This is a genomic window from Gammaproteobacteria bacterium (assembly GCA_037388465.1).
GTDB lineage: Bacteria > Pseudomonadota > Gammaproteobacteria > SpSt-1174 > SpSt-1174 > JARRKE01.
In genome coordinates, this window is record JARRKE010000025.1 from 14,648 (window position 1) to 36,221 (window position 21,574).

Annotated in this window: 17 protein-coding genes; 10 read left to right on the forward strand and 7 right to left on the reverse strand. The window is 64.1% G+C overall.

Annotated elements, in window-relative coordinates:
* Position 1 precedes the first annotated feature (1 nt).
* From P8Y64_07145 to P8Y64_07170, 6 genes are all read left to right on the forward strand, one after another.
* Positions 2-1,048 carry a glycosyltransferase family 9 protein gene (locus P8Y64_07145; protein ID MEJ2060248.1) on the forward strand — a complete coding sequence of 349 codons (1,047 nt, stop codon included), beginning with the start codon at positions 2-4 and terminating at the stop codon, positions 1,046-1,048.
* The gene (locus P8Y64_07150; GenBank protein MEJ2060249.1) at positions 1,045-2,163 is read left to right on the forward strand and encodes a glycosyltransferase family 4 protein; all 1,119 of its coding nucleotides are present in this window, start codon (positions 1,045-1,047) and stop codon (positions 2,161-2,163) included. The genes P8Y64_07145 and P8Y64_07150 overlap by 4 nt, the downstream gene beginning before the upstream one ends.
* Positions 2,164-2,247: 84 nt before the next feature.
* Positions 2,248-3,186, forward strand: a complete 939-nt coding sequence (locus P8Y64_07155) for an FkbM family methyltransferase (protein MEJ2060250.1) — start codon at positions 2,248-2,250, stop codon at positions 3,184-3,186.
* Positions 3,187-3,190: 4 nt separating this feature from the next.
* A complete protein-coding gene (locus P8Y64_07160) occupies positions 3,191-4,333 on the forward strand; it encodes a glycosyltransferase family 4 protein (protein ID MEJ2060251.1) in 1,143 nt (380 codons plus the stop codon).
* Positions 4,323-5,348, forward strand: a complete 1,026-nt coding sequence (locus P8Y64_07165) for a glycosyltransferase family 9 protein (GenBank protein ID MEJ2060252.1) — start codon at positions 4,323-4,325, stop codon at positions 5,346-5,348. The genes P8Y64_07160 and P8Y64_07165 overlap by 11 nt, the downstream gene beginning before the upstream one ends.
* Positions 5,345-6,499, forward strand: a complete 1,155-nt coding sequence (locus tag P8Y64_07170) for a glycosyltransferase family 4 protein (GenBank protein ID MEJ2060253.1) — start codon at positions 5,345-5,347, stop codon at positions 6,497-6,499. The genes P8Y64_07165 and P8Y64_07170 overlap by 4 nt, the downstream gene beginning before the upstream one ends.
* Here the strand turns inward: P8Y64_07170 and P8Y64_07175 are convergent.
* The 7 genes from P8Y64_07175 to glnE form a co-directional block, all read right to left on the reverse strand.
* On the reverse strand, positions 6,447-7,889 hold the full coding sequence (locus tag P8Y64_07175) for an O-antigen ligase family protein (GenBank protein ID MEJ2060254.1): 1,443 nt from the start codon (positions 7,887-7,889) through the stop codon (positions 6,447-6,449). The genes P8Y64_07170 and P8Y64_07175 overlap by 53 nt on opposite strands.
* Complete coding sequence (locus P8Y64_07180; GenBank protein ID MEJ2060255.1) at positions 7,890-8,648, reverse strand: glycosyltransferase family 2 protein; 759 nt, start codon at positions 8,646-8,648, stop codon at positions 7,890-7,892.
* An 11-nt stretch (positions 8,649-8,659) separates the two neighbouring features.
* A complete protein-coding gene (waaC, locus tag P8Y64_07185) occupies positions 8,660-9,676 on the reverse strand; it encodes a lipopolysaccharide heptosyltransferase I (protein MEJ2060256.1) in 1,017 nt (338 codons plus the stop codon).
* Complete coding sequence (gene waaF / locus P8Y64_07190) at positions 9,676-10,704, reverse strand: lipopolysaccharide heptosyltransferase II (protein ID MEJ2060257.1); 1,029 nt, start codon at positions 10,702-10,704, stop codon at positions 9,676-9,678. The genes waaC and waaF overlap by 1 nt, the downstream gene beginning before the upstream one ends.
* 34 nt (positions 10,705-10,738) lie before the next feature.
* Positions 10,739-10,957, reverse strand: coding sequence for a zinc-finger domain-containing protein (locus tag P8Y64_07195; GenBank protein MEJ2060258.1), 219 nt, complete (start codon positions 10,955-10,957; stop codon positions 10,739-10,741).
* A gap of 30 nt (positions 10,958-10,987) precedes the next feature.
* A complete protein-coding gene (locus tag P8Y64_07200) occupies positions 10,988-11,938 on the reverse strand; it encodes a branched-chain amino acid transaminase (GenBank protein MEJ2060259.1) in 951 nt (316 codons plus the stop codon).
* 160 nt (positions 11,939-12,098) lie between these two features.
* A complete protein-coding gene (glnE, locus tag P8Y64_07205) occupies positions 12,099-14,999 on the reverse strand; it encodes a bifunctional [glutamate--ammonia ligase]-adenylyl-L-tyrosine phosphorylase/[glutamate--ammonia-ligase] adenylyltransferase (GenBank protein MEJ2060260.1) in 2,901 nt (966 codons plus the stop codon).
* Between the two features lie 321 nt (positions 15,000-15,320).
* Between glnE and P8Y64_07210 the strand changes: the two genes are divergently transcribed.
* From P8Y64_07210 to P8Y64_07225, 4 genes are all read left to right on the forward strand, one after another.
* On the forward strand, positions 15,321-16,505 hold the full coding sequence (locus tag P8Y64_07210) for a hypothetical protein (protein ID MEJ2060261.1): 1,185 nt from the start codon (positions 15,321-15,323) through the stop codon (positions 16,503-16,505).
* Between the two features lie 243 nt (positions 16,506-16,748).
* Positions 16,749-19,157 carry a hypothetical protein gene (locus P8Y64_07215; protein MEJ2060262.1) on the forward strand — a complete coding sequence of 803 codons (2,409 nt, stop codon included), beginning with the start codon at positions 16,749-16,751 and terminating at the stop codon, positions 19,155-19,157.
* A gap of 94 nt (positions 19,158-19,251) precedes the next feature.
* Entirely contained in the window at positions 19,252-20,880 is a 1,629-nt protein-coding gene (locus tag P8Y64_07220; protein ID MEJ2060263.1) for an autotransporter assembly complex protein TamA, read from the forward strand.
* A partial coding sequence (locus P8Y64_07225) for a hypothetical protein (GenBank protein MEJ2060264.1) occupies positions 20,877-21,574 on the forward strand: 698 nt, incomplete at its 3' end. The genes P8Y64_07220 and P8Y64_07225, both read left to right, overlap by 4 nt.

Below are 21,574 nucleotides of genomic sequence, written 5' to 3' on the forward strand. Positions count from 1 at the left end.
CATGCCCTCCGCACAAACGGCGCAACGCGAAATCCCGTTCGGCCCCGGCGCCAGAATCCTGGTCATCAACGTGGCCAGAATCGGCGACACCATACTGGCCACCCCGTTGCTAAGAGCCTTGAAAACGGCGCAACCGAACACGCACCTGACCTGCGTGGCCCATCCCGGCCGCGCGGAAATCCTGAAAAATCTCGACTTCATCGACGAGCTGCAGCCGTTCACCAAAAAAAGCGCCTGGCTCAGGGGGCGCACCGGCAAGAGATGGGACGCGGCGTTCGTGCTGGGTCATGACGCAGCCCTGCTTCGCTTTGCATTGCGCACCAGCCGACGCGTGATCGCTTTCCGGCAGCACGATGATGAACTGAACAAGGCGCTGTATGTGACGGTGGAAAAACCGGCGGCGCCCATGCATGCCGTCAAGGAAAGACTGCTGCTGGCCGACGCGGTGGGCATCTCGAGTGCCGACCTGCGTCTCGCGTACCGGCCCACGGCGGCGGAACGCGAACAGGCCGCGCACTGGCTGGCGGCGCATGTTCCCGCCGATGCCGCGCCGATCATCGGCATACAGATGGGCAGCTTCCCGACCAAGGCCTACAGGGATTGGCCGGTGGAAAACTTTATCGCGCTCGCGAAGCGTATCGCCGCGGAGAAACCAAACGCGTATTTCGTCATCCTGGGCGGCAAGGATGTGTCGGATCGCGCCGAGGAATTCAAACGCGCCCTGCCGGGCCGCTCGACCATAGACGCCTGCGGCCGGTTGAGCCTGCGCGCGACGGCCGCCCTGATGAACCGGCTCGATCTGTACCTCGGCGTCGACACCGGCCCTACGCATATCGCCGGCGCCCTGGGCATCCCGATGGTGGCCCTGTACCACTGCTTTCATCCCGGCAGGCTCCTCGCCCCTCTCGAGCACCAGGGCCCGCTCGCCGTCATCGAACACCCGCTGACCGGGGATGCATGCGAAAGAACCTCGCCCATGAGCCTGATCACGGTGGAGAACGTATGGCAGGCCGTCGATAACGTGATCGGCAAACCGGCGGCATCATGAAGATCGCCATCTACAACGTCACCACCGGCCATCAGCTCGGCGGCATAGAGACCTACTGCATCGAGATGGGGAAGGCGCTGAACGGCCTCGGCCATGAGGTGACGCTGATCGCGGGGCAGTGCGAAAACCCGAACGACGTCTCGCCGCTAAAACTCGAGCTGTTTGAATTCAGGGAAAGAAGCCGCTTCTGGAACCTGGGCACGCGCTTCAAAAAACTCATGGAACGCCTTTCGTTCGCAAGGCACACAATAAAACCCGTACTAAAGGCCGGTTTTGATGCCATCGTCATCGTCAAGCCGTACGACTTCCCTTTTGCCTGGCTGCTCAGAAAACTGGGATACAAAGGACAAATACTCTTTCACACCGGCGGCACGGATTTCTTTTTGACGGACCGCTTTTTCGCCAGGGCCGTCGACCATTTTATCGCCTGCAGCGAATACACCGCCCGGCAAAACGGCCAGCGCTATTCGCGGGAGTTTCACGTCGTCCACAACGGCGTCGACACCGCGTTGTTCAAGCCCGCGCCCAAGGACGCCCAATGGCGCGACACGCTCGGCATACCCATTGATGCCCGGGTGATCATGACCGTCGGCAGAATCGTCGGCTGGAAAGGACTCGACACCATCGTCAAGGCTATCGCCGACCTGCCCGATGTGCATTACGTTTATGTCGGCCATGGACCGCATGAAGAAAAATTAAAGGAACTGGCAGAATCATTGTCCGTATCGGCCCGTGTTCATGCGGCCGGGGCGCTGCCGCATCAACAGATACCCGCGGCGATGAACCAGGCCGACATCTTCGCCCAGCCCTCCGTCGGCGAAGAGGCGTTCGGGATCACCGTCATCGAGGCGATGGCCTGCGGCTTGCCGGTACTCGCATCCGCGCAGGGCGGCATGCTGGAGATCATCACTTCCGGACACGACGGCATGCTGCTGCCACCGGGCGACGTCGACGCCTGGCGATCGGCCGTGGCTCTCCTGTCCGAGAATTCTGAACAACGCAAGCAGTTGAGTGATGACGCATTGACGACCGTACGGGACCGATTCACATGGATGGCCGGAGCCAACCAAATAAACAGTCTCATACTGAATATTGAGCATGCCAGTCATCGTTAACCATTCTTCACATCAAACGGCACACTGTCACATTACCTTGCCCATAGTTAAGACCATGTCACCCAACGCCTTGAGAAAACAACCATGCTAATGAAGAAACTTATAAAGCTAGTTTATTCTCTGGGCATAAGAAAAAAATACGGCCAGGTAGACCGGATACATTATCTACGCCGGCTTGCAAAGAAAAAGCATGCGCGCGACCTGTGGTATTACTCAAACAAGGATGCCGATCAGTACACCGCGGATTCCGATATGCTTGTTCTTAATGACTATCGGGGTGAAACATTCTTCTTTTACTGCAGCCTCCATCAACATACGGAACGCAGAATGTTGCTGGGAAGGCCAAACAATATACAAGGCCTGGATCTCCTTGCTCATTTTGTTCATGACGAGCCATGCACGATCCTGGACATCGGCGCCAATGTCGGATCTTACTGCGTCCCTTTAGCCAAGGCCTTCCAACATCTCAAGGTCTATGCCTACGAACCGAACCCTCATGCACTGAAACGGTTAAAATCGAACATTGAAGTCAACAAATTATCCAATATAACAACTCAAACGCTCGCCGCGGGCGCGAAGCCAGGCCGGCAAATGTTTCATGCAAACGCCGGCTCTGACATTGGCCTTTCTTCATTCTATGGGCTGTCGAACAAGCAACAGAATAACGACCTCATTGAAATAGAGATCGTAACCCTCGACCAACAACATAAAAATGAAAAAAATCCCATAGTCGCAATAAAAATAGATGTACAAGGATTTGAGTACGACGTGTTGGCTGGAGCAACCCAACTGATCACGCAACATAACCCTGCAATATTCTTTGAATACGAAGCCAATAACTTCCCTACTCAAGAAGAAGCGGAACAGAAAATAAACGAGCTGCGCGACTTCTTCAAGAGCTTGAATTACCAAACCTTTTACTTAACGAAAAAAGACTCCAGCTTAATGTTCCCCGTCGACTGGGAAGCACCACTGGATGGCGACATCCTGGCTCTCCCTCAAAACCCAAGCGCCGCGCCATAAATACATGCATGTACTTTATGCATTTCCGGAACCCCTGCCCCTGCCTCGCGCGCGTGGGGTACAGGTGGCGCATACCCTGGCTTCGCTACTCGAAGAGGGGCAGGACGTCAGCCTTGCCTATACACCCGAGGACGGCGCACCCGACCCGCTCGGCGCCTACGAATTACACCCCGGCTCGGAACTGAAAAAGCTGTCCCTGTCGCGACGCGCCAGCGGCTTGCTGGGTATCCTGCCTTTGCAATCGAACCGGTTTTTCAATCAACGGCTCGTCGGCTGGCTCAGGCATGAACAGGCACAAGGTTGCGCGCCTGATGCCATCATGACCCGTCATCTCAAGACGGCCTTTGCATTGCTCAAGGCAAAAACCGGCATTCCGGTGATCTACGAGGCGCACGAGGTCTTCGCGCTCTCCGCCAGGGAAAAGCACCGCAAGTCATTCCTTCGGATGGAATCTTTCGTGCTACGACATGCCGCGCGGGTCATCGCCATCTCCGAAGCGCTGGCCGCGGCGCTGGCCGAACATCACGGCATCGACCGCGACTTCGATATTCTGCACAGCGGCGCCGATCTCCCAGCGATATCGACGGACAAACCGTGGCCTGCCAGTGCGCAACATATTATTTACACGGGCAGCCTGTTCGGCTGGAAAGGGGTCGAAGATCTGGTCGCCGCTACGCGCTGGCTGCCGCAGCATCGCGTAACCATTATCGGCGGCACACTGGATGAGATTGCCCGCCTGCGCGAGCAACTGCCCGACGACGCCGAAGTGACCTTCAAACCCCAGATACCTCATGCCGAAATCCAGGCTGAGCTGGCAGGAGCGTGCATCGCCGTCCTGCCCAATCGGGCGGGTTCGATCAGCGCCTGGACCTCCCCCCTCAAACTATTCGAATACATGGGCGCCGGCTGCGCCGTCGTTGCCAGCGATCTGCCTTCGATCCGCGAAATCCTCTCACCGGACGAAGCGATGCTGGTGCCGCCGCAGGATCCACGCGCCCTGGCCGAGGCGATACGTACGCTCACCGACAATCCGGAGCGGACCGCTGCCATGGGCCGGCATTTGCGCGAGCGCGCCAGGGAGTTCACCTGGGCCGCCCGCGGCAAGCGGCTGGTCGCGATTCTGAACGAGGCCGTGCATGCAGCCTGATCCTCGCCTGCTCGAGTCCGCGCGTCGCATCCTGATCATCCGGCGCGACAACATCGGCGACCTGTTGCTGACCACGCCGTTGATCGCCGCCGTCCGCCATGCGTCGCCCGAGGCAACCGTCGCCGTGCTGGCCACCAGCTACAACGCCCCCATTCTGGCCGGGAATACCGACATCGACGCCGTATACCGTTACACCAAGGCCAAACACAGCGACCGCCCCAGGATCGCCGCCTGGGTGGACGAAGCACGCGTGTTCATGAACCTGCGCCGCCAGCATTTCGACCTGCTGATACACGCCAACCCGGTGCCTCATCCGCGTACCGGCCGCCTGGCGCGCTTCATCAACGCCCGAGCCAGACTCGGCGTGGTCGGCGAGGGCGAACGAAAGTCCGGATTCAATCTGCCGCTGAAACCATCCGAACTCGAAGGCACGCACCACACCGAACGGGTGTTCTCGCTGCTCAAGCCGTTGGGCGTCGAAGGATCCGCGGGGCCGCTCAAACTGTCCGCACCCGCACCCGGTGGCGAGGTTCCCGTATTGCCGAATGCCGGTCCGCACCCACTGATCGGCATTCAGCTTTCCAGCCGCAAACGCTGCAATCGCTGGCCCGAACAGTCCTATGCGGCGCTCATCGAGGCGTTGCTGAAACACGGTTACGACGTAGCGCTGTTCTGGGCACCTGGCGCGGAGGACGACCCACGTCATCCCGGTGACGACGGGCTGGCTCAGCGCCTGCACGCACGGCAGCCGCAGACCCTGGCCATGCCGACCCGTACGCTGCCCGCACTGGTCGGCGCGCTGGCCCAGGTCGATGCGATGATCACGCCGGATGGCGGCGCGTTGCATATCGCCGCTGCGCTGGGTAAACCCACGGTCGCGCTGTTCGGCTGCACCGACCCCGCCATCTGGGGCCCCTGGCAGGTACCGCACCGCATTTGCCGCGGCGAAACCAGCGCAACGGATATCGATCCGCTGCAGGTGGAACAGGCGCTGGCGGAGCTGCTCGACGCATGAAACGCCGCCCCGAACTTTTATTGATCCGCCAGAAGTACACGCCCTTCGGTGGCGCGGAACGCTTTTTGGAACGCGCCCTCGACGCCCTGGCCGCGCGTGGCGTGCAGCTGTCGGTCATCGCCCGCGCATGGCAGCCTCAGGCGGGCGTGGAACTGATCCCCTGCCGCCCCTTTCACATCGGCCGGCTGTGGCGCGACTGGGCCTTCGGTCGCCGCGCCTGCCAGCTGGTCGCCGAACATCCGCAGGCACTGGTGCAATCGCACGAGCGCCTGCCCTGCTGCGACCTCTATCGTGCCGGCGATGGCACGCATCGCGGCTGGCTGCGCCAGCGCGCCCGGCTACGCGGCCAGGGCGGGCGACTGCTGCAGGCGCTCTCTCCCTATCACCGCCATACCCTGCATGCGGAAAGGCAGCTGTTTGCCAGTCCGCGCCTCAAGGCCGTCATCTGTAATTCGGAAATGGTGCGCAGGGAGATCATCGAATTCTTCGGCGTGTCCGAGGACAAGCTGCACGTGATCTACAACGGCGTGGACACGGAACGCTTTCATCCCCGTTTGCGCGAAACGCACCGTCAGGCCGTGCGCGAACAATGGGGTGTTCCGGACGATGCAATCCTTTATCTGTTCGTCGGTTCGGGCTTCGCCCGCAAGGGGCTGGACGGTCTGCTTGACGCATTGAGCCGCCAGCCGGACGACGCCCATCTGCTGGTGGTGGGCAAGGATCGCGAACTGCCGCATTATCGAAGACTTGCGGCCAAGCTGGGCATTGCGGACCGCGCGCACTTTACCGGCCCGCAACCCGCGACCGAGCCGTTCTACGGTGCCGCCGACGTACTGGCGCTGCCGACCCTGTACGATCCGTTCCCCAACGTCATCATGGAGGCAATGGCCAGCAGCCTGCCCATCGTCACCAGCTATCAATGCGGTGCGGCCGACCTGATTCGCGATGGGGAAAACGGAGCGGTCTGCGACGCCCTGGACTACACCGGTCTGGCGGACCGTCTGCAGGCCCTGCGCGACCCCCAACTGCGTGCCAGCCACGGCGAGGCCATGCGCGAGATCGCGGCGGGGCTGACCCTGGATGCGATGAGCGAAAAACTTATCCGGCTTTACGAGATGCTGCTGGCACGGTCTGATCCTGACCACGGCTAGACTGGCGTACCAGCCAGGCTGCGCAGACTGCGCCCAGCACGAACATCAGCATTTCCATGGTGTTGTTGAACAAGGTGAATCTGGCAAAGCTGGCAAGAACGCTCTTCGCAACGAGCAACGCGACCGGAAAATAAATCCACTCGCCCTTGACCGTCCTTTCAAGGCAGACCCAGGCCGCATAGCCGAGCAGCGACATCATCAACAACAAACCGGGGATACCCGCACCGATCCCGATGGACCAGAAACTGTTTTCCGCGCGCGTTACGCTGATATCCCGCCCGGGATAATCGAGCTTCAGTGCATGACCCAGGGCCGACCGCGAATAGCCGACACCCAAAGGATGGCGGATGATCTCGTCCAGCGAGGCATGCAGCCAGGCCACACGGAGGTAATTGGAGATATCGACGCGCTTACCATTGGGCAGGCGCGGCACGCAGTCGGCCCCATGCTCCCAGTCGCATACCACCAGCCAGGCATCGTGCGACTGAATGTCCCAGGCGATCGGGAAGGTTTCACCGAAGGTCTTCCAGCGCGGATCGCGTTGCACGTAACCCATCACGACCGTAACCACGACGACCAGGCCCAGCACCGTCGCCGCAATCCGCCACAGCCTGAAACGTTTACCGCCCAGTACGGCGCGGTACACCCAGGGCGTGAATACCGCCGCGGCCATGACCAGGATAATCACCAACGCCGTGCGCATGTTCTGTATGTACAGGCCAAACAGGGTCAGCAGCAGCACCGCGCCCCAGCCGAGCCAACTGCGCTGGAACAGCCAGCGGCGCGTACGGATGCGCGCCAGGGCGTCGGCCATCAGGAACATGGCGAAGGTCACCGTCGTCATGGACATGTTGTTGAGGCCGTTGCGCAGCGTACCGGTCAGCCCGCCCCAGCGGTTCGGCAGCACACCGTCCTGCGTCCAGCGCCACAGCGACATCACCAGCAATGCGGCCAGCAAAAACCACATACCCCAATACACCGCAGCCAGCACGGGCTTGAGTTTGTTATCCAGCGCCATCACGACTACGTAGGCCGTCAGAAAGCTGGCCACCTGCAGCCCCCATTGGCTGCGCAGCTCGTTCAGCGCCAGTTCGGGATACGGCGCGATGAACCAGGCCTGCATATACACCCAGACCGTGAAGGCCGCGACCAGAGCCAACAGTATCCAGTGCTCACGGCGGGCATGCGTAACCGGCAGGTCGCCGTACTCGTGACGTACGGCGCGCCGGCGCCAGGCGACCATCACGCCGCCGACCAGCAACAGAAACAGAAACAGATAGCGCGCGGCCGGCATATCCGGAATGGGCCAGACCACTACCAGTGCGCTGATCAGCAGCAGCAGGAAGCGTTGTCCCCAGGAGGAGCGGCCAAGGATCTCAAGGTAATTCATTCATGTCCCGCTTTTGGTATACAGCTCGCGCAGCTTGGCGTATTTCATGAAGCTGTTGAAGCAGCCGATGGCGATATGGATCAGACCGGGCACCCCGTCCAGGAAACCGCGCCGTACGACGTAGAACTTGATGAAGCGCAGCGTCGGGCTCAGCAGCAGCCTGGCCACGCCGGCGCGCTTGCCACGCCGGTACAGCGCCTTGGCCTGCAGGCTGGTATAGCGGTTCTGCTTGTGCAGATAGTCGGCCAGGCCTTCCTCGGATTCGTGCAGCAGGTCGCCGCTCAAGCGGGCCGGCGGTGTTTCACTCACCACCTTTTCGTGCACCGGATCCTCGCTCCAGCCCGCACGGCGACGGTCGAACAGGCGCAGGCTCCAGTCCGGATAGCCTTCGCCGTGCCGCAACCAGCGGCCGAGAAAACGATTGCAGCGCGGCATTTCGTAGGCGACCGCCGCCGGCGCCTTCAACGCAGACTGTATCGACTCGCGCAGCGCATCGCTGATACGTTCGTCGGCATCGATGCACAACACCCAGTCGTGGCCCGCCTGCTCCACGGCAAAGCGCTTCTGGGCACCGAAACCCAGCCACTCCTGATGCAGCACACGGGCACCCATCTGCTCGGCGACCCGGACCGTCGCGTCCGTACTGCCGGAATCGACCAGCAGCACCTCGTCCGCAAAAGCGGCGCTGGCCAGACAGGCCGGCAGGGCTGCTTCCTCGTTGCAGGCGATGATGACGACGCTGAGCGGTGTATCGGCCATGGGCGGTGAATTTATGCGATCCGGAGATGGGATGCCATGGCCCGCCACACCCGCTCCGGCGTCATGGCCTCATAGCAGGCCGGCCTGACGCTGGACGCAGCGGTGTAGCGGCATTCGCGCCGCAGACAGGGTGAACAGGGGAAGTCGGCGTTGAGATGGATCTGGTTTTCGCCGTAGGTGCCGGTGAGCGCGGGGCGGGTGGCACCGTACAGGATCACCGCCGGCACCGACAACGCCGCCGCCAGATGCGCAAGACCGGTGTCGACGCCGACCACGCCGCGGGCCGCGGCTATGGTCGCGGCCAGTTCGGACAGACCCAGGCGCGGCAGCACCCGGGCCCCGCTGATTTCGGCGATGCGCCGGGCGCGCTCGTGCTCGGCATCACTGCCCCAGGGCAGCAGCACTTCCAGCCCGGCGGACGCGGCCTGCCCGGCCAGCGTCTTCCAGTAGCTTTCCGGCCACTGCTTGCTCGGCCAGGTGGTGCCATGCAAAAAGACCAGCGACTGCCGAGCCGTATCGACCGCCGGCAGACGATCCCGCGCAATGCCGTAATCGACCGGCGTCTGCGGTACGGGATAACCCAGCGCCGCGGCGAACAACGCGCGCAGCCGGACCACGGCATGCTGCCCCTTGGGGACGTCGATGCGCTGCCGGTAGGCGAGTGCCGCCAGCGGCTCGCGCGCCGAATGGCGGTTCAGTCCGGCCCGCGGGCCGCGCGCCAGACGGGCAACCACCGCGCTTTTGATCAGCCCCTGCGCATCCAGCACCAGGTCGTAACGTTGCGCGCGCAGCCGTTTGCGGAACGCCCGGCGCTCGTCGCGCGACCCGGCCCAGTCACGGCGCCAGCGGCGCTGCGCGATGGGGATGACCTGATCCACGGCCGGATGCCAGGCCGGCACCTCGCTGAAGGCCTCCTCCACCACCCAGTCGAACCGCACGTCGGGCAAGGCCCGTTGCGCATCCGTCACCGCGGCCAGGGCGTGAACGACGTCCCCGAGCGAGGACATCTTGATGAGCAGGACGCGCATCAGACGGTCAGGACATGCAGACTGGCGAGCACTCGCTCCGGCGCCAGCTGGTTGAGACAGTTGGTGTGGCCCAGCGGACATTCGCGCTCGAAACAGGGGCTGCAGTTGAGCCCGAGACGTTCGATGCGGGCACGCTCGCTCATCGGCGGGGTAAAACCGGGATCGGATGAACCGTACACGGCCACCAGCGGCCGTCCGAGGGCGGCGGCCACGTGCATCAGCCCGGAATCGTTGCTGACCACGGCCGCGGCCAGCGACAGCAGATCGATGGCTTCGCCCAGGCTGGTCTGACCGGCGAGGTTTACGCAACCCTCGCCGGCCTGGGCGCAGACCTGCGCGGCGATGTCCGCATCCTTGCCGGAACCGAATACCCACACGCGCCAGCCGGCCGCCAGCCGGTCGCGGGCGACGGCGGCGAAATGCCCGGCCGGCCAGCGCTTGGCGGGGCCGTATTCGGCACCGGGGCACAACGCCAGGACCGGGCGGTCCACATCCAGCTCCAGACGCTGCAGCGCCGCGTCGCGCGCCGATTCGTCCACCTGCAGCGACGGCCGGGGACAGTCGGGCGGCAGCGCACTGTCCGCCGGCAGGCCCAGCGCCACGAAGCGCTGCACCGTCTGCGGCAGCGCGGTCTTGTTCAGGAGGCGCCGGTCGTTGAGCAGTCCGTAGCGCAATTCGCCACGATACCCGGTGCGGCGCGGAATGCGGGCGAAGTACGGAATCAGCGCCGACTTGAAGGAATTGGGCAGCACGATCACCTGCCCGTAGCGCTCACCGCGCAGCAGGCGGCCGAGTTCACGCCGCACGCCCAGCTTGAGCTGACCGTGTCCCAGCGGCTGGATGATCGACTTGCGCACCTCCGGCATGCGCGCGAGTAGCGGTTCGCTCCAGCGCGGCGCCAGCACGTCGATGGCCAGACCCGGCTGGCGGCGGGCCAGGGTGATGAACAGCGACTGGGCGAGCACCATGTCGCCGACCCAGGAGGGGCCGACGATCAGGCAGGAAGAATCAGAGTTGGGTTCCGGCATGCAGTCGGGCCGGCCCGGGACGGACCGGCGTCAGTCAGTCCTTGAGTACGTACAGCGTGCCGCAGTAAGGACAGATCATCTGATGGTCGGGATCGTCCTGGATCGGAATGTAGACGCGCGGATGGGAATTCCACAGCGAGGTCCCCGGCTGCGGGCAGTGCAGCGGCAGGTCGGCACGGGTGATCTCCACCCGTGCCTGCGCGTTCGAAGTTCGATACTGATCCTGATGGTCAGCGGTGTGCGGGTTGGGCATGGTGTTTCCTCGGCTTGAATGCTGCGCGCCTCAGGCCTGCGCACTCTTGGCCAGCGGCTCGTTGACCAGCGAGAGCCAGTCCAGATGGCGCGGATCGCGCCCATGGACGGCGTCGAAATACATTTCCTGCAGACGGGCGGTAACCGGGCCGCGCGTACCGGCGCCGATCGGACGTCCGTCCACCTCGCGGATCGGCGTCACCTCGGCGGCCGTGCCGGTAAAAAAGGCCTCGTCCGCCACATACACCTCGTCGCGGGTGATACGTTTTTCCACCACGTCCAGCCCGGCCTCCTCGGCCAGGGTGAAGATGGTGCGGCGGGTGATGCCGTCCAGCGCCGAGGTCAGATCCGGCGTGTAAAGCGTCCCGTCGTGCACGATGAACACATTCTCACCGCTGCCTTCGGCCACGTAGCCCTCGGTGTCCAGCAGCAGGGCCTCGTCATAGCCGCAGGAGGTGGCGTCCTGCACGGCGAGCATGGAGTTCATATAGCTGCCATTGGACTTGGCGCGGCACATGGTGACGTTGACGTGATGTCGGCTGAACGAGGACACCTTGACGCGAATGCCGCGCTCCATGTTCTCCTTGCCGAGATAGGCGCCCCATTCCCAGGCGGCCACCATGCAGTGCACCTCCAGGCCATGGGCGTGCAGCCCCATACTCTCCGAACCGTAAAAGCACATGGGACGCATGTAGGCGCTTTGCAGGTTGTTCTGACGCACCACGTCGAGCTGGGCCTGGGAGAGGGTGTCCTGATCGTAGGGAATCTTCATGCCCAGGATCTTGGCGGAGTTGAACAGGCGATGGGTGTGATCGGACAGACGGAAAACGGCCGTACCCTGCTCCGCTGCGTAGGCGCGTACCCCTTCGAATACGCCCATGCCGTAATGCAGCGTATGAGAGAGGACGTGCACCTTGGCTTCACGCCAGGGCACCATTTCGCCGTCCAGCCAGATCAGGCCATCTCGGTCAGCCATCGACATCTTGCTCAACTCCTAACTATGTAAGGATCGGTCAGTGACGCTCTGAATAATTTCTTCCTGAAATTCTCAGAGCACGGCGAGCCCGGTATTTACCCGCCCCCGCCTCCGACGAATCAAATACATACGTGTTTGATTCGCGTGCGGCACATCCCTGCACCGGCTACGGCGCTTCCATCCAGCGCCGCCAGTAGTCGCGCACCAGGGCACGATCATCGGCATATTCCGCCTCGTCCACCACGGTCTCGTGTTCCTGCAGGGCCAGGGCATGGGTGCGGTTGCGCAGGGCACGATAGGCGTCGGCCAGGGCCTGCGCGTCATCCGGGGTCATCAGCCCGCACTGGGCCAGCCCGCCGAGAATGCGCACGTTATCGGAAAACTCCGTGAGCTCCGGATGCGCGTGGGCATGGGCGAGAACCATATATTGCACCATAAATTCGATGTCCGCGATACCGCCCGGGTCTTTCTTGAGGTTGAATTGCCCCGTCTGCCTGCTGCCCAGCTCGCGCCACATGCGCTCGCGCATATCGCGCACGTCCCGGCGCAGCTTTTCGGGGTCCCGCGCCTGGGTGAGCACCTCGTGGCGAATACGGGTGAACGCTTCCTCCAGGGCCCGGCTGCCGGTGATGAAACGGGCGCGCACCAGGGCCTGATGCTCCCACGTCCAGGCGTTGCGTTTCTGGTATTCCCCGAAGGCCTGCAGGCTGCTGACCATCAGCCCCTTGCCGCCGTCCGGCCGCAGCCGGGTATCGACCTCGTAGAGAATGCCCTGTGCGGTGTGGGCGGTGAGCATATGGATGAAACGCTGCGCCAGGCGGGCATAGAACACGGCGTTGTCGACCGTCTGCGGACCACCGGTTTCCTGGCGCGCCCCGGCGCTGTCGTGCAGGAACACCAGATCCAGGTCGGAGCCATAGCCGATCTCCAGCCCGCCCAGCTTGCCGTAGCCGATCACCGCGAAACCCGGGGCATAGGGCTTGCCGTCGATCTCGCAGCGGGGTTCACCGTGCTTGTGCGCCAGGGCGTCCCAGACGTAGCCACGCACCTTGTCGAGCACTGCCTCGGCGATCCAGGTGAGCTGATCGCTGATCCGCATCAGGGCCAGACGCTGCATCACGTCCGCCGCGGCCACCTTGAGCACCTGAGTCTGCTTGAAATGACGCAGCCGGTCCATGACCTGTTCCAGATCATCCGGATCGATCTGCACCAGATCGTCCTCCAGCAGCGCGACCAGTTCGTCGCGGCTGGGCGGCTCGTACAGGCTGCGCGCGTCCAGCAGCTCATCGAGCAGAATCGGGTGCTGGGTCAGCAGACGCGCGATCCAGGGACTGGCCGCGCACAGCCGCACCAGCTGCGACAGCGCCATCGGATTCTCGACCATCAGCGCCAGATACACCGAACGCCGCGCCACCGACTGCACCAGTTCCAGACCGCGCTGCAGGGCGAGATCCGGCGCCGCGGTTTCCGCCGACGCGCCGATCATCAGCGGCATCAGCCGGTCCAGCCGTTCCCGCCCGGTCGGGGTGAGCGACTGGATGGCGCGGCTGTCGCGCAGGGCGCGCAGTCGTTCATATAAGGTGGCGGCCGCTTCATAGCCCATGGAGGCCAGCAGCTTTTCGGATTCCGCCTCCGGCATTCCCTGCCGCCACAGGTCCGCGAGCTGGCCGTGGAGATGATCGCCGTCTTCCCCGCCATCCTCCATCTGCGGGGAAACGAAGATCTGATCGAAATTCTCGTGCACGCGCCGCATGTGACCCTTGAGCGTCTTGGCGAACTGAGCCCAGTCGTCGAAGCCCATGGAAAGGGCGAGCGCCGCCCGTCCCTGTTCCTCCTGCGGCAGGGCATGGGTCTGCTGGTCGCCCGCCATCTGCAGCCGGTTTTCGGTGCGACGCAGGAACGCGTAGGCCGTCAGCAGCTGTTCCACGGCGTACTCGGGCACCAGTTCGAGCCTGGCCAGGGCTTGCAACACCGGCTGGATACCGCGTTTGCGCAGGGCGCGTTCGCGCCCGCCGCGTATCAGCTGGAAAGCCTGACCGATGAATTCCACTTCGCGAATCCCGCCCGGGCCGAGTTTGACGTTGTCGCGCAGGCCCTTGCGTTCGGTTTCGCGGTTGATCAGCACCTTCATCTCGCGCAGCGATTCGAAGGCGCCGAAATCCAGATAACGCCGGTAGACGAACGGACCCAGGCGGTCGAGCAGCTCGCGCCCCGAGGCGCGGTCGCCCGCGATCACCCGCGCCTTGATCATGGCGTAACGTTCCCACTCCCGGCCGTGCGCCTGGTAATAATCCTCCAGCGCATCGAAGTGCATGACCAGCGGACCGGGGTCGCCGAACGGGCGCAGACGCATGTCCACCCGGTAGACGAAACCGTCGGCGGTATGTTCGTTGAGCGCCCGGATCAGGCGCTGGCCGAGCCGGATAAAGAACTGCTGGTTGTCGAGCTGACGCACCCCGTCGGTGTAACCCGGCCTGGGGTAGCCGAAGATCAGATCGATGTCGGAGGAAAAATTGAGCTCTTCGCCGCCCAGCTTGCCCATGCCGAGCACGACCAGTTGCTGGGGCTCCCCCGACTTGCTGCGCGGCGTGCCGTAACGCCGGCAATGATCCGCATACAACCACTCCAGCGCGGCATCGGTGCACGCCTCGGCCAGGTGGCTCAGGTCGCACAGGGTCTCCTGCAAATCCGCGCTCCCGTCCAGATCGCGCCAGGCGATGCGCAGCATCTCGCGGTGCCGGAAATGGCGCAGCGCACCGAGCAGCCCCGCCTCGTCCCCGACCCCGCGCAGCGCCGTCCTGGCGCGCGCCGGGAAATCCTCGCAGCCGTACGTGCGACGCAGATCGCCGCTGCCCAGCAGATCGGCCAGCAGCTCGGGATACCGCGTGCAGGTCTGCGCCGCGAAATCGCTCACCGCCCAGACCAGCGGCAGCGAGTCCGGTAGCGCGGGCAGGTCGATGCCCGCCTCCGCGACGGCCTGTTCGAAGCGCTCCCAGTGATGCAAAAAACCCTGGCGCAGGCTCTCGGGCAGGCGGTGATCGGGCAGTGGAATGGCGGGTTCGCTCATATTGGCGGCGGTGTGTAAACGGACATGGCACACCATCCTACAACATAGATGAACATCATCCCGATAAGTCCCGGCACGCCCGCCAGAACAACAATAATATTTATTAGGCAGCGAAAGCGGTTGAACTTGCCCCCGGAATTACCCTATGGTTTCAATCAATTATAAATAGCGGATTTGACACACTAATCTGGTCAAATCCCAAGCAATCGGGCTTCAACAAGGGCAGCAAATGCCCACAACAACGAACCGCCGGGGATACGATGACGTATCGATGCCGCAGGTCCGTGCCGGCCGCTGCCGCGCTAACGATGGAGAAATCCCATGTCTAGATTCGCACGCCTGCTGTCTGCGACAGCCCTTCTCTGGCTGCTCGCCACGGCAGCGTCGGCGGACGTCCTTCATTACATTTCCATAACAGACACGAGATTCCCTCCAAACGACCCGCCTTCCGCGACCTGGACCCTCTCGGACACCTACGGCGATACGCCCCTGAATTCATGGATTGTCTACACCGGCGACGACTCATGGAGCACGATCACGTCCAGCGGAACGCTTCCCGACGGCGTGGCCTATCCCTACGGACAGACCTACACGGTGTCGAGCGGCATTGGTACGGTTCAGGCCGTCGTCGACACCCCCCTGTATGACGAATACACGAACCCCCAACGCACGGCCTTTGTGGAGTTGAACGTTCAGTCGCTGGACACCTCGAGCGCACAAACCATGGAACTCGGCCTGACCGACGGGGCCAACGAGGTCAAATGGGATGAAGCCGCCGGAACGATCTCGGGCTCCAGGAGCGGCCTCTCGGGCGACGATGTGACGGGTATATCGCGCTGGAGCAGCCTGGGAAGTCTTCCTCTACACATTCAGTACTACTACCAATTCAACGATCACGTGCTCACCTTTATCGTCCTGGACGATGTGGGCAACAAGTTATACACGGTCAGCTGGCAGGGTTCGGTAAACCCCTTTGAGAACTTCTACGGTTCCGTCGCCGTCCCCGGCGGCACCGACCCCAACAATCTGATGGTCTATCCGTTCGTTTTCTGTGAAGCCGCCTGTCAGACGAAGCTCGTGAAGACGGAATACCTGAACTGCAACACCGCTTCCGGTGCGGTCGACGTGAATAACTGCCAATCGCCCAACGAGTCGGTTATCACCGCCAGTGCCGGCAGCGGCGGCAGCGTCTCGCCGATCAAGGCCGTGGTGATCACGGGCAACCAGGCGGTCATCAGCGTGACCCCTGATACCGGCTACCACATCGACAGCGTCAGCGGCTGCGGCGGCAGCCTGTTGGGCACCCTCTACACCACCGGAGCGGTCAGCGCCGACTGCACCGTCAGCGCGACCTTCGCCGTTGGCAGCTCAAGCACCAGTACCACCACCAGCACCAGCAGCAGTTCTGGCGGCGGCGGTGGTGGCGCGCTGGGTCCGTGGGCGTTGTTCGGCCTGCTGCTGCTAGGCATACCGGCACTCGCCGTTCGCCGCCGTCGGACCGGCTGAGGTTTTGCCCGCAAGTCAGACAACCGCATCCAGCGCGATCACCGACGCCTCGAGTGCCGCCAGCCTCCGTTCAGCAAGATTACAAAGCGGCAGAAACGGTTGAACTTGCCCCCGCAATTACCCTATGGTTCCGGGCCTATACAAATTACACATACACCGGCTCCGCCTTCCCCGAAGAATCCGGCTTACGCACCGGCAAGCGGATGCCTACCAACGAACAACAAACCACCGGGGATACATCCAATGACATATCGATCCCGCCTGGCTATACCGGCCGCTGCTGCCGCGCTTATCTGCGCTTTCATCGCAACCAGTGCTCAGGCCACCACCCTGCCGCCGGACGCCAAGCTCGTCACCAGGCACACCACGCCCGCGCAGCAGCAAAAGCTCGCCAGCTTGAGCCTGCCGTTCGTCCAGAACACCGGCCAGATCGACAAGCGGGTCGCCTTCTACGCCCGTACCTTTGCCGGCACCGCCTTCGTCACGCATCGTGGTGAGCTGGTACTCAACCTGCCGGGCAAACCCGAGGGCACAGCGGACAAGGGCCGGCCCGCCAAACACGGTCACGGCTGGGTGCTGACCGAGATGCCGGTGGCCAAAGCCAAGCTCACCCCGCAGGGCGAAGGGCTGTCACCGACCAACGTGTCCGTGTTCCAGGGCAACGATCCCAGGCAGTGGCGGACGCACCTCAAGACCTACACCGCGGTGAACATCGGCCAGCCCTGGCCGGGCATCGGCTACGCCATCCATGCCCACGGCAACACCGTGGAGCGCATCTTCACCGTGCAGCCCGGCGCGGATGCCAAAACGATAACGATGCAGGTCCGGGGCGCGGACACGCTCAGCCTCGACAACGGCGCCCTGATCGCCCACACCGGCAACGGCCCGGTGACGCTGAGCAAGCCGGTTGCTTACCAAACCCTCAACGGCCAGCGCAAACCCGTGCAGGTCGCCTATGTGCTCAACAACAACCGCTACGGCTTCAAACTCGGCGCTTATGACAAGAGCCAGCCCGTGGTCATCGACCCGCTGGTGCAGGCCACTTACCTGGGCGGGTCGGCCAATGATGACGGTTATGCTCTGACGCTGGGCGGCAGCGGCCAGGTCTACGTCGCGGGCGACACCACTTCTGCGGACTTCCCCGGCACCACCGGCGGCGCACAACCGGCCACAGGCGGCAACACAGACGCCTTCGTGGCCGAGCTGAGCGGCGACCTCACCCAGCTCCAGCAGGCCACCTACCTGGGCGGGCTGAACGACGATGATGCCCGCGCCCTGGCGCTGGGCAGCAGCGGTCAGGTCTACGTGGCAGGCTACACCCATTCCGCGAACTTCCCCTGCACGGATTCCACGAATACCTATACCGGGGTCACCTGCGACAGCGGCACCGCACCCAGTGTCAGCGGCGCGCAGCCGACCCTGAGCGGCAACACAGACGCCTTCGTGGCCGAGTTGAGCGGCAACCTGCAGACCCTCACCCAGGCCACCTTCCTGGGCGGGCCGAACTACGATTGGGCCTACGCCCTGGCGGTGGGCAGCAGCGGCCAGGTCTACGTGGCGGGCGCCACCCTATCCACGAAATTCCCCGTCACCTCTGGCGGCGCACAGACGACCTACGGCGGTGGCACCGCTGATGGCTTCGTGGCCGAGCTGGACGGCAACCTGCAGACCCTCACCCAGGCCACCTTCCTGGGTGGGTCGGGCAATGATGCCGGTTATGCGCTGGCGCTGGGCGGCAGCGGCCAGGTCTACGTCGCGGGCTACACTGTTTCCCCAAACTTCCCCTGCACGGATTCCACGAATACCTATACCGGGGTCACCTGCGACAGCGGCACCGCACCCAGTGTCAGCGGCGCGCAACCGACCACAGGCGGTGGCAGCAACGGCGACGCCTTCGTGGCCGAGCTGAGCAGCGACCTCGCCACGATCCAGCAGTCCACCTACCTGGGCGGGACGGGGTCTGACCAGGCCCAGGCCCTGGCGCTGGGCGGCAGCGGCCAGGTCTACGTCGCGGGCTACACTGTTTCCACGGACTTCCCCGGCACCAGCGGCGGTGCGCAGGCGGCCAACGCGGACAGCACCGGCTCTACCAACGACGCCTTCGTCGCCGATTTGAGCGGCAACCTGCAGACCCTCACCCAGGCCACCTACCTGGGCGGTTCGGGCAACGATCAGGCCCAGGCCCTGGCGCTGGGCGGCAGCGGTCAGGTGTACGTCGCGGGCTACACCGCTTCCACGGATTTCCCCGGCACCAGCGGCGGTGCGCAGGCGGCCAACGCGGACAGCACCGGCTCTACCAACGACGCCTTCGTGGCCGAGCTGAGCGGCGATCTGCAGACCCTCACCCAGGCCACCTACCTGGGCGGGTCGAGCGACGATCAGGCCCAGGCCCTCGCAGTGGGTAGCAGCGGCCAGGTCTACGTCGCGGGCTACACCGCTTCCACGGACTTCCCCGGCACCAGCGGCGGTGCGCAGGCGGCCAACGCCAGTTCTAGCGACGACGCCTTCGTCGCCCAGTACAACGGCCTTGCGGCGACCTCATCTTCCATCAGCGGCGGTGGCGGCGGCGGTGGCGGCGCGCTGGGTCCATGGGCGTTGTTCGGCCTGCTGCTGCCCGGACTCGGCCTGCTGCGGAGAAAACGCCTCCGCTGAGCATTCCGGCACCCGCCTCTTCGGGGGCGGGGCACCGTCTCGACAGGCCGCAACATAGGGGAAAAGCACAGCCCAAAAGTCTTAGCATAAGGGTATGGACCGCGCGTTCCTCTTCCGTGGTGCACGCCACTGCCTGCATCTGCTGATCGCCTCGCTGCTGCTCGGCGTGTCGGCTCTCGCCATGGCGGCCGATGCCGCTGCACCCCGGGTGCAGGGCATCGAAGGGCCGCTGGCTGCCAACGTACAGGCGCACCTGAGCGGACTCACCCTGGACTGCGCGGCCACCCCCGTCGAGGCCCAGACCTATCTCACCCGCGCCCGCAACACCACCCGCAACGCCCTGGAAGCGCTCGGGCATTACCAGGCAAAAATCGACTCACGCCTGACCCGGTCGGAGAACTGCTGGCAACTCGTCCTGACCATCGAGCCGGGCCCCGTCGTCAAACTGGCCCGCGTCGATCTGGGCCTGACCGGTCAGGGTAAAAACGACCCCGCCTTGCAGGCCGTGTTGCCCAAATCGGAGCTGAAACCCGGCGCACCGCTCGACCAGGGCGTCTATGAGCAGCTCAAGACCCGTCTGGAGCAACGCGCCCGCGAGCGCGGCTATTTCGACGCGCGGTTCACCGCCCACCGTATTCGCGTCGATCCGGCCGCACAAAGCGCCGAGGTGGAACTGGTGCTCGATACCGGCCCGCGCTATGCCTTCGGTGCTACCGACATCGTGCAGACCGCCCTCAAGCCCGGGCTGGCACGCCGCTTCCTGACCTACAAAACGAACGATCCCTACGATCAGGCCAAACTGCAAAGCACCCAGCAGGCCCTGCTCGCGAGTGGCTATTTCTCCAACGTTCTGGTGCAGCCGCAGGTGAAGGAACGCGCTAACGGCCAGGTGCCAATCCGGATTACAGCCACCCCGCGGCCGCCACGCGAGATCCTGTTCGGCGCGGGGTACTCGACGGATACGGGACCGCGCGGACGCGCGGAATTCCACAACCACCGCGCCACCGCGAGCGGCCACCGCTACGGCATCCAGCTGCAGGCTTCCGAACTCGCCCTGCAGGCCGGCGCCAATTACGAAATCCCGCTGGAGAACCCCCTCAAGGACTGGCTGCGCTATGCGGTCGGCTATCAGGACCAGGTCACCGACACCTCTCATTCGCGGACCTGGGAAGTCGGCGTACACCGCACCCGCCTGCTCGACAGCGGCTGGCTGGCCGATGCGGCGCGTGCCGAGGTCGGCGCCGCCAGCGAGGCGGTGGGTTCCAGCGTCGATTTCAGCCAGGGCACGCTGGCGTTGCGCGGCGTGTATCCGCTGATCACCGGCGTCATGTTCGGCCGAATCAACCTCGGCGCCACCGATGTTTCGTCGATCACGCGCCTGCCCGCGACGCTGCGCTTTTTCGCCGGCGGCGACCAGTCGGTGCGCGGCTACGGCTACCAGAGCCTGGGACCCAAGGACGCCAACGGCAACGTCATCGGCGGCAAGTACCTCGCCACCGCCAGCCTGGAATTCGACCACCACCTGGTCGGTGACTTCGACTGGGCGGTGTTCTACGACATCGGCAACGCCTTCGACACGCTGCCCGCGACGTTTTATCGCGGCGCGGGACTGGGCGTACGCTGGCGCTCGCCCATCGGGCCCATTCGCTTCGACCTCGCCCATCCCATAGACGAACCGGACGGCGGCGTGCGGCTGCACATCAGCATGGGGGCCTTCCTGTGAAGGCGTCGGCGCCACGTTTCCTGAAACGCCTGTTGCTCTGGTTCATGGGCGCGCTCATTGTCATCGGCACCCTGATGGGCGTGCTGGCCGGCACGCCCTTCGGCAGCCTGCTGATCGTGCGCGGTGCCGAACGGGTGCTGGCGCCGCATCTGCAGATCGCCGCCGTACGCGGCACCCTGCTCGGCGGCCTGGACATCACCGGCCTGACTTATCAGGAAGCGGATCTGGGCATACACGCCGGAACGCTGTCCCTGCGCTGGCGACCGCTGGACCTGCTGGGCGGGCGCCTGAGCATCACGGCGCTCGAGGGGACGCATATCGCGGTGGTGCTGCCCGAAACAACGCCGGCCACCTCGCCGCAAGCCTCACCGGCCACGGCCCCGCCGCCGTTCCAGGCACCGATGTCCGTACTCATCGACCGGCTGGCGCTGCACGACGTCTTCATCGCCTACGGCTCGCAGGGCTATTTCATCGCCGATCTGCACGGCCGCGCAAGCCTCGACCGCCAGACCCTCCGGGTTACCCGTCTCACGGCATCGAACACCGAAATCAGCCTGCGTGCCAGCGGCCGGCTTGCGCTCGCCACGCCGTTCGCCACCCAGCTCGACGGCAGCTATACGCTGCGCGTGCCGCGACTCGGGCGGACACAAGGCCGCGCGAGCCTCAACGGTCCGCTGAACGCACTGGACACGCA